Source organism: Pseudomonas glycinae, assembly GCF_001594225.2.
In the GTDB taxonomy this organism is placed as follows: domain Bacteria; phylum Pseudomonadota; class Gammaproteobacteria; order Pseudomonadales; family Pseudomonadaceae; genus Aquipseudomonas; species Aquipseudomonas glycinae.
Genome location: NZ_CP014205.2, coordinates 803690 through 821391, shown reverse-complemented (window position 1 = coordinate 821391; position 17702 = coordinate 803690). Strand labels below are relative to the sequence as shown.

The following is a 17702-nucleotide window of genomic DNA, read 5'->3' as shown; positions in this document are numbered from 1 at the left end:
AGAGGCCTTTTTCTCATCGGATGTTACTTAGTCAACCAGCTTTCTACCTCATCGGCTCCGTACTTTGTTTTCCACTCCTTCAGCGTCTTGTGATTGCCGCCTTTGGTTTCAACCACTTCACCTGTGTGTGGGTTTTTGTAAGTCTTCAACTGGCGGGGCTTGCGAGTGCCGGGTGTTTGGGCAGGTGCTTGGCGACGAGTGCTGCTATGTGGGTCCAGTAGGTTAATGATGTGCTTGAGGCTGAAACCGTACTGATTAAGAAGCTCGCGCAGCTTGGTCTCGAACTCGATCTCTTTCTTCAGTGCGCCGTCGCTCTTCAGCGCTTCCAGCGCCTGCATCTGTTCAGCCAGGTGTTTTTCCAGCTGACGGTATTCGGCAAGTTTGGACATGTTTTTTCCTATGTTTGTTTGATGACAGTTTGAGTGTTCGTACGGCTCACAAGTTCAGCGCGGCTCTGACAGCTTCAGATACTCTTGGATGCTAACGATTTCGGCTTTGAACAGTTCTACAGTGAGAATCTCGAATTCCGTTTTTATGCGGGGTTTGTCCACGAATTCCATCATTTCTTTTAAGGACACTATTCGTGCTTTCAGTAGTTCTTTCCAGTTGGGGGTGTTTTTAAGGTCAAATTGAATGATCATTTTTTAGCCTGTGGGTGTTAAACAGCCTACCTGCGCAGGCTGTTTCGGTGGCTCAATGCCCTAAAGCGAAAGGATGTCTTGCACGCTGTACTTGCCGGATCGATCCGACAGCTCGCGCCAGGTCCAGCTGTGGAAGTCTTCGCCTTCTTGTGGAAGTACCAGCTTCATCAGGCTGAGGTGTTCTCCTCCCAACATGCCTTGTACATTCCACAGCTTGCCGCCCAACTCCATCAGCGCTTGCGCTTGTTCGTTCCATTGTTCCTCCAGCACTGTGCGGGCCAGGAACATTGCTGTTTTTTGGATCGAACCGTATTCCCTTTGCGCCTCGGCAATGTGCTGGTCGACGATGGCCAGCTCTTGTTCCAGTGCAGTGATAATCAGATGTTGGCGCCGATTGTGTTCGGTCGCCGTCGCGAGGTTTTTCGCAGCCTTCTGCGCATCGGCATTGGCGTTCTTTTCGCCTTCGATATCGCCCCAGGCCACGGCCTGCGCATAGGCGGTGGCGGCGTCGGTTTCGGCTTGCCGGGCCTTGGCCATGTCCTCTTCCGCTTGCTGCTGAATCTGCGCCAAGCGGGTGCTGAGGCTGTCGCGTTTTTCGTTGAGTTCTTGTTCGTCGGCTTTCCAGTTCGCCATCGACTCGGTGTAACCCGCCATCAGGGTTTCATGATTGAGCAGTTTCTCGCGGCGAGTGATCTTCGCATCCAGCAGCCAAGCACGGTGCTTACTGGCGTCGTAAGGAACTTTCAGGCTGCTGTGCTCCTTGCGGATTTCGGTCAGCCGTTCCTCCTCGATGACTTCGTCGCCTTCCAATAGCGCCTCCAGCGGCGCCATCTTGGTGTGGTGCTGTTCTGCGTCGCTCAGGTGTTTATCGCGTTGGGCGGTCAGATGGTTGATCTCGTCGATCAACCGTTGTTTCTTGTCACAATGACCGGTCGCGGCAGCGTTGTCCGAAACCGGCCGTGCCAGCCCGGTGGTCTCGCGGCCGAGCAGTTCGTGTTGTTCGGTAGAAGCGTGGAATTCGTTCATCTGTCTTGTTCCTTCAAAAATAGGTTTGGGTTGAATGAGCGGCTGGCGAGGCCGGGAATAAGCCGGCGCTACCTCGATCAGCGGACGTGCTTTCAGGCAGCCCGAGCCTCGCTCTCATCCGTTCCCGGAATCCTCTTCACGATGTAGCAGCGCTGGGCCCCAAGGCCGGGCAACCGGACCAAGCTCGATGCCTTGCCATCACTGGCCGGCTCCAGCACGCCGCGCTGCAACAGCTCCTTGTTCACGGCGTTGATGTTCATGCCCCGGAAAATCTCGGAGCGCCACGCCTCGGGCAGCACGTAATAGGTGTTGGTGGTGTGCATGGTGTCGCCCATGCCGTGCTCCAGCGTCTTGCGAAAACCGAGGCGGTCGATGGTGCGCGGACCGTGTTCATCGATCTTCGCCGCTGCCGATTCCCAGCGAGTGAAGCGACTTTCGCCGAAGCGCTCGATGACCTGGCGCAGCCGCGCCAGAATCGCATCGCCCTCGAAGTTTCCGGCGCCGCCGCGCTCGTGGAGCCAGGCGTTCAAGCACACGCGAGCGGCGGTGGTGGCCGTGCCATCCGGCCAGCCGGTGATGCCCATCGCGGTGGCCAGCTCACCCGCTGCAGCGGCAAGGCCGAAGCGGGCGGCAGCACGGTGCGCCTGTCCACTGGCAGAGGCGGGGAGCGCTTGGGCAATAAAGCCTTCCAGCGTGCGGCGCAGGATTGCGGCCCAGCCGTGACGCTTGCCGGGTTCGCACAGCGCAGTCAGGAACGCGGTGAGCGGGGTGCCGTAATAGTTCGCCACACGGGCCTTGAGTGCGTCGGACAGTGCTGCGGCGTCCTCGAAACCGTTGAGTGTGTCGAACATGCCAAGGCCTTTGCTGGCATCGGCCGGGACGGCGAGCATGCGCACCTCCATGCCGGCTTTCAGTTCCTTGTTGGCTTCGGCCATGTGCTGGGCCAAGGTCTTCTCGCCGGTGGAGAGGAACAGCAAGCGCCACTCTTGCACCTGCCGGCCTGCTTGGCCTCGATCATTGGCGCGGGCCTTGCCGGTGCCGTTGCCGAGCATGTACACCGTCTCGCCGATGATGCGGGCATCACACATGCCGATTTCATCAAGCACCAGAAGCCCGTCGGAATGCGCGGCAGCGATCGACTCCAGTGCGTTGTCGGTCGAGCGCCACGAGCGCACCAGACGCGGCCCGCCGTAGACCGAGGCGGCAACCTGCAGGTGGGTGGTCTTGCCGCCGGAGCTGTCGCCGTACAGGTGGAAGCCGCCCGATTCGTGGCCGAGCATGTGCAGCAGGGGGCCGGCGAAGGCCACGCCGACGACAAACGCCAAACGGTGATTGCCGATGCACAGTGCGCCGATTTGCTGTTGCCATTGTTCGAGCGTGCCTGCTTCGCTGATCGGCGGAAGCTGCGCGCCGGCCTCGTAGAAGTGCAGATGTTCCGCGTGCATGCCGACCTGCTGCTCGGGCAACAGAAAGGCGTTGTCATGCCAGCCTAATCGGGTGACCAGACGCGCACGTTGTGCACTGTCGAAACCGCCCAAGTAACTCTGCAAATCGTTGCGTGCGTTGCGCCCCGAACGACTGCCAGCCAGACGCAAACCCATGTCCACCAGCGGGCCGAGCACGTCCTTACCGAAGTCGCCGGTCATGGTGCGTGCCGGGATGTTCCAGCGTTTCTTGGTGCCGTCGGGATCGTCGAACTCGACCAGCAAGCCCCAGTTGTGGCCCTTCTCGTCACGGGTTCGCGCAAGGATTGCCAGTGGCGAACACACCGGGCGTGCTTCACCGTCGTCGCCGGCATAAAACACACCTTCGGGCGTTAGGCGAAAGCCTCCCGGCATCAGGTCATTTTTCGATTTTGCCGGTCGCTTGGCCGCTGCTTTGGATTTCGCTTCCGGCTCTGGTTCCGGCTTGGGTTCGACCTGGGCAACCATCGGTTTTTCTTCAATCACACCGAACAGCTCGCCGCCGCTTTCAAGCGCGGTGAAGTGGCCGGCGGTCCAGCCTTTGGCGAGCGCATCGGCGGCATCGTCGCCGTCATCCCATTGACCACCTTTTGCGAACGCGGCGCGGTCGTTCTTCAGCGTAGGCTTGCGTTTGAACACCTCCAGCTCGATGACCCTGACCGAGGCGGCGCCGATTTCGCGCAGCTTTTCGGCAACGGTAGCCATGCAGGCTTTCCCGCTGTCGTCGTTGTCCGGCCACAACACCACGTCACGTCCCTTGAGCGACGTCAGGTCGGCTTTGTGCCAGGAGTTGGAGCCGTTCGGCCAGCACGTGGCCACGTAGTCCGGTAGCAGCTCGGCGGCGGCATCGGCCGCTTTCTCGCCTTCGCACAAAACCACAGGTGAGTCAGCGCGCTGGGCCAGTTCATCAAGGCGCAGCAGCGGACGCGGATCCGGCAGCCCCTGCCAGCGCCATTGCTTGGTTTGGCTATCGGCGCGCTGACACCATGTCAGGGGCGCAAAGACCTTATTCGGCTTGCCGTCTTCATCCGGGCCGAGGTCGAAGCGATACAGCGCCATGAGGGGCTGACCCTGCGCGTCACGGTAGATCCAGACCTTGGACGGCACACCGTGATCACGGTGCTTGGCCGGGCACTTGTTCATGGCCTCGGTCGGGATCGGCTGGATGGCGTTCCATGTTGCTGCCTTGGGCTTGCTCGGGGCGGCTTTCGTCTTGGCGGCGCCGGGCGCAACGTTCAGCCAGTCGGCCAGTTTGTGGCAGGCGTCAACGTCGGTACCGCCGTCCAGATAGCGCACCAGATCGATCAGGTCGCCGCCTTTGTCGCCGGTGGCAAAATCTGCCCAGGTGCCCTTGTTCAAATTGACCTTGAGCGAACCGGCGCGCTTGTCGCTGCGGGTAGGATTCGGGGCCGTGTATTCCTTACCGCCGTCCACACGCTTGCCGTTGGGCAGCCAATGCACCAAGACACGATCAATGTCTTTCAGCGCGGCGGCTTTCACGTCGGCAAAGCTTGGGCGTTTCGCGGTGCTGTTCGGGCGCTGGCTCATGTCTCAGCCCTCGGCAGAAACAACGCGTCGTTAATGTCATCAATCAGCGCTTTGGCCATCTCGCCCAGGTACAGAGCAGGCCAACTGAAACGCTCGCCGTTGTCACTCATGGCAGCGTCGAAATTGAGCTGGTTCGCGTGATGCTGCAGCAACGACACCATCTCCAGTGCGTCTTCGACCGGCACACCGGCGTTGACGCGAAACAGCTTCAGGTCAGTGGCGTTAACACGGGAAAAGGTGGCATGACCCAGCGTGGTGGAGGTGGTCATAGCGCACCGCCTTTCTGCACCGCAGGCGTCGAAGTGTTGTCACCGTGCATGGCCAGCGTTTTGATCAGGCCGAGGGTGCCGCGCACGTCCCAGAGGACGGCGGCAATAACATGATTGGCAAGGCGTGAGGATTCGTTTTCGAAGTGGTCTTCCAGCAGCGTCAGTACCGAGTCAGCACGGTCAATGGCGCAGGTAATGGCGTCGATGGGTACACCGGCTTCTGCGGTCGGATTCACGCAAAGCAGGTTTTCGGGCAGGGCAAAACTCAGGGTGTTGTTCATTGGGCACCGCCTGCGATTTCGAGTGCGCGGGCTTTGGCCATGTGAGCGTTGTAGCGGGAGAGGCGTGTAGCGAGGCTGGAGTTGGCGTGTAAAGCGGCGAGAGCCATTGCACGGTGTGCAGCGGCGCGAATTTTGGACGGATTGAGGGCGTGCATGGGTGGAGCTCCTTCTTAAGTGGGAACTGCCACGATTCGTCGCCAAACGAATTGGGGTGGCAGCTGTGCGCAGGTTGGCGAACCGGGTAAGAAGGAACCCGGCAGACCCGAAGGTCTCCCACGCACAGCCGCCATAAAGCAGGAATGCGGGCACAAAAAAAGCGCCTGCAATCGAGATGGGGGCGCCTGTGCGCCTTCTTAAACTCGGGTCGCCAAACCCGGTCGCTGATTTTGCAGCGACGGCCAGAGAGTAACGTCCGTTTTTCGAAAGTGCAACTGCGCTGATGGCTTGCGGATTTTTCAGGTGCGGCATAAATTGTTCGTGCATGTAGATTGACCTCAACGCCTCCGGATCGCCCCCGGAGGCGTTTTCGTTTCAGGCGTGGGCTTCCCAGCGCAGGGAGAGAAGGGGTAGAAATCCGCCGCTGAGCATGGAGCGGGCGTCTTCGTAGGCGTCGACCTGCTGGCCTTCGTCGACGACAACGGCCCCAGTCTTTTCGCAGTGGAGGGAGAGGGCGCACCAGGTGCCGTCGGCCCAACTGAGCATACTAACCACTCGACCTTCCCTGTCCTGTTGGCTGCGGTAGCGTTCAAGACGCTGCATGACGCAGGGCGAAAAGCCGACCCGACGCAAGACGGAAAAGGGGTGCATCAAGGCGTTGTTCGCGATCTCTTGGCTCATGCTGCCTCCTGCACGCTGGCGAACAGAGGTGGCGGTGTTTCGCCTTTCAGCCAAGCCAAAATCTTGCTGTCCTCTACGCAGCGACGACGGTGCTGTTCAGCCATATGCTCACGGCGTTGCGCAACACACTCATCCACGTAGCTGGCTAGATCCGAGGTCAAGCGCCTGTCGTGATGAGCGCGCTCGCTCGCCGTTTTTTCAACCGCAAGATCTTGTTCGGTGATGCGTTGCCACACTGCTGGATCGTTCGCGTATCCGCCCGACTGGTCCACCAGCCAATAGGTGACCCAGTCGGTCATGCCGAGAGATTTCAGCGAAGCGAGGCGGCCAATTTTCATGGCGAAGTGTCCGGTGCCATGAACACTGGCGAACTCTCTGCGCACCGCGTTACGGCGAATCAGCTCTGGCAGTTCCCACGGGTTGGCTGTCAGGGGTAGAGCGAGGCCGTCGGGATTGAAAAAGAACGCTTCCTGGTCATTGCCGTTCCAGCTCACACCCGCGATGGTGCGATGCCGCCAGTTGATCGATCCGGGAGCGTAGAGACGAAATCCGATGGCGTAGGTGTCATGAAATGGCCCATTGAATGGGCTGTAGTTGCGCTTCATGCGGCCACCTGATCACGCGCCTCGATGCGGCTACGTGCCCAGGCTTGAACCTCGGAAAGAACCCAGGCGACGGGAGCGCCGCGTGCGTTGCTCAAGCTCAGTTTCACCGGTCGCGGAAACCCGGTTTCAGTGCACTGCATTAGCTTGTAAATAGTGGGGCGAGCGAGGCCCACAATAGCCATGACCTCAGAAATTCTGATCAAGGTTGTGGCTGGGTCGCGGTGAGGGTGGGGGGTAATATCAGTTGCGGGATAGGTACTCATAGTCATGCCTGCATAGTGAGAGACAGGCACAGACTAGGGAGCAAAAAAAAAGCAAACACGGTTTGCTTTTTTTCTGGGTTACCTCGGTATGTATTGTTGTTCGCGAAGATACTTTTTCACAGTAGGTATCGACGCCACTTTGTCTTTTTCAACGAGCGCTTTCACGAGGTCTGTTTCAGATATTTTTGGATCAGCTGCAATATGTCGATCAGCTGCTTTGCAGATGCGCTCACGTCGTTTTGCTGCGGCCTGTTGTTTGTCCGACTCAGGGTTACTGTTTCCCATACCGGCTTTCTTACCACGTAGCGATGCTTGTGCGCCGCTAACGTTGCCTAGGGCTACGCGTAGGAAACCGTGCGCATTGAAGCCTGGTTTTGATACATCGACTTTTTCAATCTGGTCGTAGAGAGAGGCCAACATCATTGCTTTATCTGCTTCTCCTTTGAGTATCGCGAAATCTTCCCTGCTTCGTATTTCGTAAGCGCTGTCTCGGTCCCGTGCTCTATTGATGAGTTTTAAGTACTGCTTCGGGTCTGTCTGCCGTATCGACTCGATCAGATCAGCCTCTAGGTCATAGACACTCAGTTCGAGATCGAATAACCAATTTGAAAGGGTTTCAACTGCTAGTACTGCCTTAATCAGCGCGTAGGTTGCTACCAGCTGTGAGTCAGAGGCTTGATGATCGAAGCCGACAAATTGGCGTGCGATATCAGGTAGCGAGGAAACCTCACTAAAGCTGTAATGCTGCTCAATATCATCGCGTTTACGGAACATTGTCTGAATGATCGAATCTGCGCATTGCGCGTATTCCCCATCTTCAAGCCAAAATGCTTGGGCATCCTGGATGAGGCCGAAGCTTTCCTTGAAATAGTCGTAAAAGTGGCCATAGAGAGCCAGTTCGCTAACTCCTAGCTCGACCTCGTCCAGGTCGTGCAGCAGGCAATTTACGTCCATGCCCGCGACGAGTATTCCCAGTTCTTCACTATTGAAATCGTCATCCATGAGACTGCCCCAGGCCCCGAACACAGAGAGTCAGACCAGCGCGGCGCGCCTTTGGCTTGATAGCCAGCAGGGGCCAGAGGTTGCTTCTCTCGTTACACATTTTAAATGCGTTACGTGCGGTGTACGTAAAGTTGCTGATGCGTGTAACGACGGAAAAGCCCAATGAATACGGGGACTTGGTCGGGGGCGTTACACGCGTAACACCCGTAACAAGGATTTTTAATAGGGGATGAATGCCTGAGCTCATACTGCTTTACCAAATTGTCTCTTGATCACCTTTTCGCTTGCCAATACATCAAGGTGGTCGGCATACCACTGCATCATCTTCACCCTGTGCTCAAGGTACTGAGCCTTGTTATATACCCCTGATATTCCCTCTTCTTTGTGAGCAAGCTGCGCTTCCACATGCTCTTTCGGCCAGCCGTGCTCCCTAAGCAAAGTGCTGGCGGTGTGACGAGTCCCATGACCAACCAGGCGCCCTTTGTAACCAATGGTCGCGAAAACTTTGTTGATGGTGTTTTCACTGATCGTCGGATTCTTAGAGCCGACTCCAGGGAACAGCCAACGACTACGGCCGGTGAGACAATGGAGTTCTTTGAGTGCGAAAAGAGCTTGTTTAGGTAGGGGGCACACAAAGTCCCTGCGCATCTTCATCTTGGAGGCGGGTGTCGTCCATGTTGCTCTATCCAGGTCGAACTCTTTCCATTCGGCTAACCGAACCATGCCCGGTCTAGATGCTGTCCAGATGCAGAGCCATGCCGCAGTTCGGGCCGTCAGCCTGCTAGGTGTGTTTTTGAGTGCCTGTAGGAACTCTGCCAACTCAGGCTCCAGCAAATGAGGATGCTGCTGAGTTTTCGGGGCTTGAGCTGCGATATCACGCAGGCGGCTACCTGGATCGTTTTCCGTAAGGCCTAGAGCGATGGCTCGCCCGAATATCTGATTGATCCACGTGCGGCACTTTTCCGCCACGTTGTGTGCGTCCCGGGCTTCAAGAGACGCTTGGAGCTCTGCACAGTCGGTACGAGTAATTTCGTCAAGGGGCTTATCTCCCAGCGCCGGGAGTATGTCTTTGTCGAGGTAGGTGCGGATTTTGTTAAGTGTGGACGGGGCGAGGCCTTTTTCTTCTTTTGCCTTGAGCCAAGCTTCAGCAGCAGCTCGGAAGGTCCGAGTCCTTGCAGCTTCAATGGCAGCTTTGGCCGAGCGTTTCTGTTCGAGCGGATCGGCTCCGCTGCTAATTACTTTGCGCAGTTCCGCAGCTTTGTCTCGTGCCAATGCACCACTTACTTCTGGGTAACCCCCAAGCCCCATCCAAGCCCAATTGCCCGCCGGGCGTTTGTAGCGAAGCTGCCAGGATTTTCCACCATCAGGTTTAACCCTGAGGTAGAGACCGTTTCCGTCCAGTTCCCGGTATTCCTTTGATTCCGGCTCCAGTCCCGCAAGCGTCGTATCAGCGAGAGGGCGGCGCTTGATGTCTGCGCGCTTCATCCTTGTATCCCAAAGTTCGGTATTTTTCTCAGGATACAAGCAGGGATACAGGGATACAACGGATAAGGGGAGACAGGGGTAAACAGACAGGCACAAAAAAACCGGCCAAGTGGCCGGTTTTTCTGGGTCTGAGAGGTTGGTAGAGACTCTCAGATACTGCTATGTGGTGCCCCGAGGGAGACTCGAACTCCCACTCCTTTCGAAAACGGATTTTGAATCCGCCGCGTCTACCAATTCCGCCATCAGGGCTCAATGGCGGCGAAGTATAGAGAGGTGCCTACCGTTGGTCAATCACGTTTCATGGTCAATTTTCGATATTTCCGCTAGACTTTCCGGCCCTGCTAGACGAACCCCATCATGCGCGTTGCTGACTTTACCTTCGAGCTTCCTGATTCGCTGATTGCCCGCCATCCTTTGGCCGAGCGTCGCGGTAGTCGCCTGTTGACCCTGGATGGGGTCAGCGGCGCCCTGGCACACCGTCAATTCACTGATCTGCTGGAGCATTTGCGCCCCGGCGATCTGATGGTGTTCAACAATACCCGGGTGATTCCGGCGCGGCTTTTCGGGCAGAAGGCGTCCGGCGGCAAGCTGGAAATCCTTGTCGAGCGCGTGCTCGATACCCACCGCGTGCTGGCTCATGTGCGTTCCAGCAAGTCGCCGAAACCGGGCTCGAAGATCCTGATCGACGGCGGCGGCGAAGCCGAGATGCTGGCGCGTCACGATGCGCTGTTCGAGCTGGGGTTTGCCGAAGAAGTGCTGCCGCTGCTCGATCGCGTCGGGCACATGCCGTTGCCTCCTTATATAGACCGCCCGGACGAAGGTTCGGATCGCGAGCGCTATCAGACCGTGTATGCCGAGAAGCTCGGCGCGGTGGCGGCACCGACCGCCGGGCTGCATTTCGATCAGACGCTGATGGAAGCGATCGCCGCCAAGGGTGTCGAGACGGCGTTCGTCACGCTGCACGTCGGCGCCGGCACTTTCCAGCCGGTGCGCGTCGAGAAGATCGAAGATCACCACATGCACACCGAGTGGCTGGAAGTCGGTCAGGACGTGGTCGATGCCGTCGCCGCTTGCCGTGAGCGCGGCGGTCGAGTCATCGCTGTCGGCACCACCAGCGTGCGTTCGCTGGAAAGCGCCGCCCGCGATGGCGTACTTAAACCGTTCAGCGGCGACACCGACATCTTTATCTTCCCGGGCCGGCCGTTCCATGTGGTCGATGCGCTGGTCACCAATTTCCATTTGCCTGAATCCACGCTGTTGATGCTGGTTTCGGCCTTCGCCGGTTATCCGGAAACCATGGCTGCCTACAAAGCCGCGGTCGATAACGGATACCGCTTTTTCAGCTACGGTGATGCGATGTTCATCACCCGTAATCCCGCGCCGCGCGGCCCAGAGGAAACAGTATGAGTCGCACCTGTCGTATGTCTTTCGAGTTGCTTGCCACCGATGGCAAGGCTCGTCGTGGTCGTCTGACCTTCCCTCGTGGCACCGTCGAGACCCCGGCCTTCATGCCGGTGGGCACTTACGGCACGGTCAAGGGCATGTTGCCGCGTGACATCGTCGCCACCGGCGCGGAGATCATTCTGGGCAACACCTTCCACCTGTGGCTGCGCCCGGGTACCGAAGTGATCAAGGAACACGGCGACCTGCACGATTTCATGCAGTGGAAAGGCCCGATCCTGACCGACTCCGGCGGTTTCCAGGTGTTCAGCCTCGGCGCCATGCGCAAGATCAAGGAGGAGGGCGTGACCTTCGCCTCCCCGGTCGACGGCTCGAAAGTGTTCATGGGCCCGGAAGAGTCGATGCAGGTCCAGCGCGACCTGGGCTCGGACATCGTGATGATCTTCGACGAATGCACCCCGTACCCGGCTGACGAAGACGTGGCCCGCGTGTCCATGGAACTGTCGCTGCGCTGGGCCCAGCGTTCGAAGAATGCCCATGGCGACAACACGGCGGCACTGTTCGGCATCGTTCAGGGCGGCATGCACCAGGACCTGCGCATGCGCTCGCTGGAAGGCCTGGACAAGATCGGCTTCGACGGCCTGGCCATCGGCGGTCTGTCGGTGGGCGAACCCAAGCACGAAATGATCAAGGTGCTGGACTATCTGCCGGGCATGATGCCGGCTGACAAACCTCGTTACCTTATGGGCGTTGGCAAACCGGAAGATCTGGTTGAGGGTGTGCGCCGCGGTGTGGACATGTTCGATTGCGTGATGCCAACCCGTAATGCCCGCAACGGGCATCTGTTCATTGATACAGGCGTGCTGAAGATCCGTAACGCGTTCCATCGCCATGATGATTCGCCACTGGATCCGACCTGCGATTGCTATACCTGCCAGAACTTCTCCCGCGCTTATCTGCATCATCTGGACAAGTGCGGCGAAATGCTCGGCAGCATGCTCAATACCATCCACAATTTGCGCCATTATCAGGTGCTGATGGCTGGTTTGCGCGAGGCTATTCAACAGGGTACATTGGCCGCCTTTGTCGATGCCTTCTACGCCAAACGCGGGCTTCCCGTTCCGCCTTTGGACTGAGTTTTCTGACCCCAAGATTCAACATTTGCAACTGGAGTGCTAAATGAGCTTTTTTATCTCTAATGCCATGGCTGACGCGGCTGCACCGGCTGCAGCGCCTATGGGCGGCGGCTTCGAGTGGATTTTCCTGGTCGGCTTCCTGGTCATCTTCTACCTGATGATCTGGCGTCCACAGGCCAAGCGCGCCAAAGAGCAGAAGAACCTGCTGAGCAGCCTGCAGAAGGGCGACGAAGTGGTCACCACCGGCGGCATCGCCGGCAAGATCACCAAAGTGGCCGATGACTTCGTGGTTCTGGAAGTTTCCGACACCGTGGAAATGAAGTTCCAGAAGGGCGCCATCGCCGCCACGCTGCCAAAAGGCACGCTGAAAGCGATCTAAGGTTCCAACTTCTACTCAATCGACGGGGCGCGCAAGGCGCCCCGCGTTCATAACGGGCGGCGTGATGCTGAACAAATATCCTCTGTGGAAATACATTCTGATCCTGGCGGTGCTGGCGATCGGTCTGATTTATTCCGCTCCGAATCTATACCCCGATGACCCGGCCATTCAGATCAGCGGCGCCAGCACGGCCCTGCAGGTCAATCAGGCCGATCTGGATCGCGTGAGCACCGCGCTCAAGGAATCCGGGATCAACGTCAAGGCTTCGAGCCTGGCTGCGAACGGCAAGGGCGGTCTGATCCGTCTGACCAAGGCTGAAGACCAGCTGCCGGCAAAAGACGTTGTTCGCAAGGCATTGGGTGATGACTACGTCGTCGCGCTGAACCTGGCACAAACCACCCCGCAATGGTTGCGCAACCTGGCTGCGCATCCGATGAAGCTGGGTCTGGACTTGTCCGGTGGTGTGCACTTCCTGCTGGAAGTGGACATGGACAAAGCCCTCGACGCCCGCCTGAAAGTCTACGAAGGCGACGTCAAGAGCCTGCTGCGCAAAGAGAAGCTGCGTTATCGCAGCCTGCCGCAACTCAATGGCGCCATTCAGCTGGGCTTCAGCGATGCTGATTCCCGCGAACAGGCCCGTGCGCTGATCCGCAAGAATTTCAACGATTTCGACATTGTTCCGGCCGACCTCAACGGTCAACCGGTGCTGCGTCTGGCGATGACCCCGGCCAAGCTGGCGGAAATCCGTGAATACTCCATCAAGCAGAACCTGACCACGGTCCGTAACCGCGTCAACGAGCTGGGTGTTGCCGAACCGATCGTCCAGCGTCAGGGTGCCAACCGTATCGTGGTTGAGCTGCCGGGCGTGCAGGACACTGCCGAAGCCAAGCGTATCCTCGGCAAGACGGCCAACCTGGAGTTCCGTCTGGCTGCAGAGCCGGGCGCTTCGAAAGCCACTTCCGAGACCTTCGAATTCCGTGAAGGCAAGCGTCCTCCTGCGCAGATCGAGCGTGGTCTGATCATCACCGGTGACCAGGTGACTGACGCCAAGGCCGGTTTCGATTCGCAGCACGGTACGCCTGAAGTGAACATCCGCCTGGATGGTCACGGTGGTGATCTGATGAACCGCGCGACCCGCAGCAACGTCGGTCGCAGCATGGCGGTGATCTTCATCGAACAGCGCCCGGTCACTACTTACGTCAAGCAAGTGGTCGACGGCGTCGAAAAAGACGTGCCGGTGCAGACCTTCAAGGAAGAGAAGAAAATCATCAGCCTGGCGACCATTCAGTCGCCGCTGGGTGCGCAGTTCCGTATCACCGGCCTGAACGGCCAGGGCGAGTCGTCCGAACTGGCGCTGTTGCTGCGTGCCGGTGGTCTGGCTGCTCCGATGTACTTTGCTGAAGAACGCACCATCGGCCCGAGCCTGGGTGCGGACAACATCACCAAGGGTATCGATGCATCGCTGTGGGGCATGTTGTTCGTCTCGCTGTTCATCATCGCCATCTACCGCTTCTTCGGCCTGATCGCCACCGTTGCACTGGCGGTGAACATGGTGTTGCTGCTGGCGCTGATGTCGCTGCTGGGGGCTACGCTGACCCTGCCGGGTATCGCCGGTATCGTGTTGACCATGGGTATGGCGGTCGACGCCAACGTGCTGATCTTCTCGCGGATTCGTGAAGAGATCGCCGCCGGCATGACCGTGCAACGTGCAATCAACGAAGGCTTCGGCCGGGCATTCACTGCGATTCTCGACGCCAACCTGACCACCTTGCTGGTCGGCGGTATCCTCTTCGCCATGGGCACAGGCCCGGTGAAAGGCTTTGCAGTGACCATGTCCCTCGGGATCTTTACCTCGATGTTCACGGCCATCATGGTGACCCGCGCAATGGTCAACCTGATCTTTGGCGGACGTGACTTCAAGAAGTTGTGGATTTAAGGGGCTGCCATGTTACGTACAATCAACTTCATGGGCGTCCGCAACTTTGCGTTCGGCGTCACCGTATTTCTGACCTTGCTGGCAATCTTCAGTGTGTTCCACAAGGGCATGAACTGGGGGCTTGACTTCACCGGTGGTACGCTCATCGAGCTGACCTACGAGCGTCCGGCTGACGTCACCAAGGTGCGCGAGCAACTGGTGACCTCGGGTTACCACGAGGCCGTCGTGCAGAACTTCGGTGCAACCACCGACCTGCTGGTGCGTATGCCGGGTGAAGACCCGCAACTGGGGCATCAGGTTGCAGAAGCGCTGCAAAAGGTCGGTGGCGATAACCCCGCTACCGTCAAGCGTGTCGAGTTCGTCGGCCCGCAGGTCGGTGAAGAGCTGCGTGACCAGGGCGGCCTCGGCATGCTGCTGGCGCTCGGCGGGATCCTGATCTATCTGGCTTTCCGCTTTCAGTGGAAGTTCGCGGTCGGCGCCATCGTATCGCTGATCCACGACGTGATCGTGACCATCGGTATCCTGTCGTTTTTCCAGATCACCTTCGACCTGACGGTGTTGGCGGCGGTGCTGGCGATCATCGGCTACTCGCTCAACGACACCATCGTCGTATTCGACCGGGTGCGTGAGAACTTCCGTGTCCTGCGCAAGGCTTCGCTGATCGAGAACATCAACATCTCGACGACTCAGACCTTGCTGCGGACCATGGCGACGTCGATCTCCACCCTGCTGGCGATCGCGGCGCTGCTGTTCTTTGGTGGCGATAACCTGTTCGGCTTCTCCATCGCCCTGTTTATCGGTGTTCTGGCGGGTACCTACTCGTCGATCTACATCGCGAACGTGGTGTTGATCTGGCTGAACCTGAGCACTGAAGATCTCATTCCTCCGGCCAACACCGAGAAGGAAGTCGACGACCGTCCATAACGGCCATCGATTTTCCGGCGGTCAGTCAAAAAAGACGCGAGTTGAACTCGCGTCTTTTTTTTTGCTCCAAGGCTGGGAGAAGCGCGGGCGCGTTCCCGCATGTGATGGTCAGGAGGTTCATGTGAACAAGTCGTTGCTGGTTGGTGCGGTATTGGGTGCTGTCGGTGTGACTGCCGGGGGTGCTGTTGCCACCTACAGCCTGGTTAAAAGCGGCCCTGAGTATGCGCAAGTGCTGGCCGTAGAGCCGGTCAAAACACAGATCAAGACTCCACGTGAAGTGTGCAAGGACGTGACGGTGACCCGGCAGGCGCCGGTGAAAGATCAGCACCAGATCGCCGGCACCGTGGTCGGTGCGTTGGCGGGTGGTCTGCTGGGTAATCAGATCGGCGGCGGCACGGGCAAGAAGATTGCCACGGTGGCCGGTGCGGTCGGTGGTGGTTACGCCGGCAACAAGGTTCAGGAGGGTATGCAGGAGCGTGATACCTACACCACGACTCAGACTCGCTGTAACACGGTGAATGACATCAGCGACAAGGTTGTGGGCTACGACGTCCGGTATTCGCTGGATGGGAAGGAAGGCAAGGTGCGGATGGATCGTGATCCGGGCAACCAGATCCCGGTCGACAAGGAAGGCAAGCTGATCCTGTCGCAGAACGAGCCAGGCCAGTGATTGGTTGACGGCTTATAAAAAAAGCACCCTTCGGGGTGCTTTTTCATGCCCATAAAAAAACACCCCGAAGGGTGTTTTTTTTTTTGGTTTCGCGAAACGCTTAGCGCTTCAGCGAGGCCGGCAGGTGTGGCTGGATCGCCGTCAGAACTGCCTTGAAGCATTTGGTGTTGCCGGCAACGACGTGGCCTTTTTCAAGGAAGTCGTGACCGCCGGTGAAGTCGCTCACCAGGCCGCCTGCTTCCTGAATCAGCAGGGCGCCAGCGGCCATGTCCCACTCGGACAGACCCGACTCCCAGAACGCGTCGAAACGGCCGGCGGCTACGTAAGCCAGGTCCAGGCTTGCCGAACCGGCGCGGCGGATGCCGGCAGTCTGGCCAACCAGGGCGCGGAACATGCCCAGGTAGTTGTCGAGGTTGTCCATCTGGTCGTCACGGAACGGGAAACCGGTGCCGAGCAGGGCGCCGTCCAGGCTGGTACGACCGCTGACACGCAGGCGACGACCGTTCAGTTGAGCGCCGCGACCACGGCTGGCGGTGAATTCTTCCTGGCGAACCGGATCCAGAACAACAGCGTGTTCCAGGCGACCACGGTATTTGCAGGCAATGCTGACAGCGAAGTGAGGAATGCCGCGCAGGAAGTTGGTGGTGCCGTCCAGTGGATCGATGATCCACAGGTATTCTTCGCCTTCGATGCCGGTGCCGGCGTGCAGGCCGGTCTCTTCACCCATGATCGAGTGATTCGGGTAAGCCTTGCGCAGGGCGTCGATGATTTTCTGTTCGGCGGCGCGATCGACCTCGGATACGTAATCCTTGGCGTCTTTTTCGTCGACCTTGATGGTATCCAGGCGCTCGATGGAGCGGAAGATCAGTTCACTGGCGCTGCGGGCGGCGCGCAGCGCGATATTCAGCATGGGCTGCATGGATGTGTCACCTAAGGTTGTTAAAGAAAGCCGCGCATTCTATCAGAACTTTTCTTCAGGTGAAGGTCGCTGTTCGCTTTCATAGCTTAACGGTAGGCTGTTCTGTAAGATTTGCACCCCTTTGCCGAGTCCGAGAGCGCCCGCCGTGCTGCAAAATATTCGTGTCGTCCTGGTCAACACCAGCCATCCGGGAAACATCGGCGGGACCGCGCGCGCCATGAAAAACATGGGCCTGTCGCGTCTGGTGCTGGTTGATCCGCGAGTCTTTCCGCATCACGAAGCCGATGCCCGCGCTTCGGGTGCCGGTGACATCCTTGAAAACGCGCAAGTCGTCGCCACCTTGGAAGACGCCCTGGTCGGTTGCAATCTGGTGCTCGGCACCAGTGCCCGTGACCGGCGCATTCCCTGGCCATTGCTGGATCCGCGCGAGTGCGGAATCAAAGTGGTCGAGGAGGCCGGGCAGGGCGCGGAGATCGCGCTGGTGTTCGGTCGTGAAGATTCCGGCCTGACCAATGACGAGCTGCAGCGATGTCACTATCACGTGCACATCCCCTCCGATCCTGAATTCAGCTCGCTGAACCTCGGGGCGGCGGTGCAGGTGTTGAGTTATGAAGTGCGCATGGCGTGGCTGGCTGCACAAGGCCAGCCGAGCAAGATCGAGAAGGAAGAAGTGGCCTCCGTGAAAAGCGCAGAGCTTGCGACCATGGATGAGCTGGAGCGGTTCTATGAGCACCTGGAGCAGACCCTGGTGGCCATCGAATTCCTCGATCCGGAAAAGCCGCGGCACTTGATGGCGCGCCTGCGCCGGTTGTACGGACGCAGCTCGGTCAGCCGGGCGGAAATGAATATTTTGCGTGGCATCCTCACGGAAACCCAGAAAGCGGCCCGTGGCGAGCTCCTTAAGCGGAAGGATTAAT

The 17702-nt window shown here is 58.6% G+C and carries 19 protein-coding genes and 1 tRNA gene; 7 read left to right on the top strand and 13 right to left on the bottom strand.

What is annotated here, in order from left to right; all coding sequences use genetic code 11:
- Positions 1-23: 23 nt before the first annotated feature.
- The 12 genes from AWU82_RS03710 to AWU82_RS03655 form a co-directional block, all read right to left on the bottom strand.
- Positions 24-389, bottom strand: coding sequence for a histone-like nucleoid-structuring protein, MvaT/MvaU family (locus AWU82_RS03710; protein WP_064383925.1), 366 nt, complete (start codon positions 387-389; stop codon positions 24-26).
- A gap of 312 nt (positions 390-701) precedes the next feature.
- Entirely contained in the window at positions 702-1544 is an 843-nt protein-coding gene (locus tag AWU82_RS03705; protein WP_064384162.1) for a hypothetical protein, read from the bottom strand.
- A gap of 215 nt (positions 1545-1759) precedes the next feature.
- Positions 1760-4678, bottom strand: coding sequence for a DUF927 domain-containing protein (locus AWU82_RS03700; protein WP_064383923.1), 2919 nt, complete (start codon positions 4676-4678; stop codon positions 1760-1762).
- Complete coding sequence (locus AWU82_RS03695) at positions 4675-4947, bottom strand: DUF3077 domain-containing protein (protein ID WP_064383922.1); 273 nt, start codon at positions 4945-4947, stop codon at positions 4675-4677. The genes AWU82_RS03700 and AWU82_RS03695 overlap by 4 nt, the downstream gene beginning before the upstream one ends.
- Positions 4944-5228, bottom strand: a complete 285-nt coding sequence (locus AWU82_RS03690; RefSeq protein WP_064383921.1) for a hypothetical protein — start codon at positions 5226-5228, stop codon at positions 4944-4946. The genes AWU82_RS03695 and AWU82_RS03690 overlap by 4 nt, the downstream gene beginning before the upstream one ends.
- On the bottom strand, positions 5225-5383 hold the full coding sequence (locus tag AWU82_RS03685) for a hypothetical protein (RefSeq protein WP_190241536.1): 159 nt from the start codon (positions 5381-5383) through the stop codon (positions 5225-5227). Before AWU82_RS03685 ends, AWU82_RS03690 begins: the two co-directional genes overlap by 4 nt.
- A gap of 376 nt (positions 5384-5759) precedes the next feature.
- Positions 5760-6065: a hypothetical protein gene (locus AWU82_RS03680; protein ID WP_064383920.1), complete on the bottom strand. Its 306-nt coding sequence runs from the start codon at positions 6063-6065 to the stop codon at positions 5760-5762.
- Entirely contained in the window at positions 6062-6670 is a 609-nt protein-coding gene (locus tag AWU82_RS03675) for a hypothetical protein (RefSeq protein WP_064383919.1), read from the bottom strand. The genes AWU82_RS03680 and AWU82_RS03675 overlap by 4 nt, the downstream gene beginning before the upstream one ends.
- Positions 6667-6933: a helix-turn-helix transcriptional regulator gene (locus AWU82_RS03670; protein WP_371857708.1), complete on the bottom strand. Its 267-nt coding sequence runs from the start codon at positions 6931-6933 to the stop codon at positions 6667-6669. The genes AWU82_RS03675 and AWU82_RS03670 overlap by 4 nt, the downstream gene beginning before the upstream one ends.
- A 78-nt stretch (positions 6934-7011) precedes the next feature.
- On the bottom strand, positions 7012-7935 hold the full coding sequence (locus AWU82_RS03665; protein WP_064383918.1) for a hypothetical protein: 924 nt from the start codon (positions 7933-7935) through the stop codon (positions 7012-7014).
- A gap of 243 nt (positions 7936-8178) precedes the next feature.
- The gene (locus tag AWU82_RS03660; protein WP_064383917.1) at positions 8179-9420 is read right to left on the bottom strand and encodes a tyrosine-type recombinase/integrase; all 1242 of its coding nucleotides are present in this window, start codon (positions 9418-9420) and stop codon (positions 8179-8181) included.
- A 164-nt stretch (positions 9421-9584) separates the two neighbouring features.
- Positions 9585-9669, bottom strand: a tRNA-Leu gene (locus AWU82_RS03655).
- A 108-nt stretch (positions 9670-9777) separates the two neighbouring features.
- Here AWU82_RS03655 and queA point away from each other — a divergent pair.
- The 6 genes from queA to AWU82_RS03625 all read left to right on the top strand — a co-directional run bounded on the left by queA (position 9778) and on the right by AWU82_RS03625 (position 15866).
- The gene (queA, locus tag AWU82_RS03650; RefSeq protein ID WP_064383916.1) at positions 9778-10827 is read left to right on the top strand and encodes a tRNA preQ1(34) S-adenosylmethionine ribosyltransferase-isomerase QueA; all 1050 of its coding nucleotides are present in this window, start codon (positions 9778-9780) and stop codon (positions 10825-10827) included.
- 14 nt (positions 10828-10841) lie between these two features.
- On the top strand, positions 10842-11957 hold the full coding sequence (gene tgt, locus AWU82_RS03645; protein ID WP_161794909.1) for a tRNA guanosine(34) transglycosylase Tgt: 1116 nt from the start codon (positions 10842-10844) through the stop codon (positions 11955-11957).
- Between the two features lie 43 nt (positions 11958-12000).
- A complete protein-coding gene (yajC, locus tag AWU82_RS03640; RefSeq protein WP_007956696.1) occupies positions 12001-12336 on the top strand; it encodes a preprotein translocase subunit YajC in 336 nt (111 codons plus the stop codon).
- Between the two features lie 64 nt (positions 12337-12400).
- The gene (secD, locus tag AWU82_RS03635; RefSeq protein WP_011335820.1) at positions 12401-14272 is read left to right on the top strand and encodes a protein translocase subunit SecD; all 1872 of its coding nucleotides are present in this window, start codon (positions 12401-12403) and stop codon (positions 14270-14272) included.
- Positions 14273-14281: 9 nt separating this feature from the next.
- Positions 14282-15196, top strand: a complete 915-nt coding sequence (gene secF / locus AWU82_RS03630; protein WP_064383915.1) for a protein translocase subunit SecF — start codon at positions 14282-14284, stop codon at positions 15194-15196.
- Positions 15197-15317: 121 nt separating this feature from the next.
- Positions 15318-15866 (top strand): glycine zipper 2TM domain-containing protein, encoded by a 549-nt coding sequence (locus AWU82_RS03625; RefSeq protein ID WP_007956693.1) that lies wholly within the window; start codon positions 15318-15320, stop codon positions 15864-15866.
- Positions 15867-15966: 100 nt separating this feature from the next.
- Here the strand turns inward: AWU82_RS03625 and suhB are convergent, their stop codons facing one another.
- Positions 15967-16785, bottom strand: coding sequence for a type III secretion system regulator SuhB (suhB, locus tag AWU82_RS03620; RefSeq protein ID WP_007941397.1), 819 nt, complete (start codon positions 16783-16785; stop codon positions 15967-15969).
- Positions 16786-16930: 145 nt separating this feature from the next.
- On the opposite strand from suhB, the gene trmJ reads away from it, so the two are divergent.
- Entirely contained in the window at positions 16931-17701 is a 771-nt protein-coding gene (gene trmJ / locus AWU82_RS03615) for a tRNA (cytosine(32)/uridine(32)-2'-O)-methyltransferase TrmJ (protein ID WP_064383914.1), read from the top strand.
- The last annotated feature ends 1 nt before the right edge of the window (position 17702 follow it).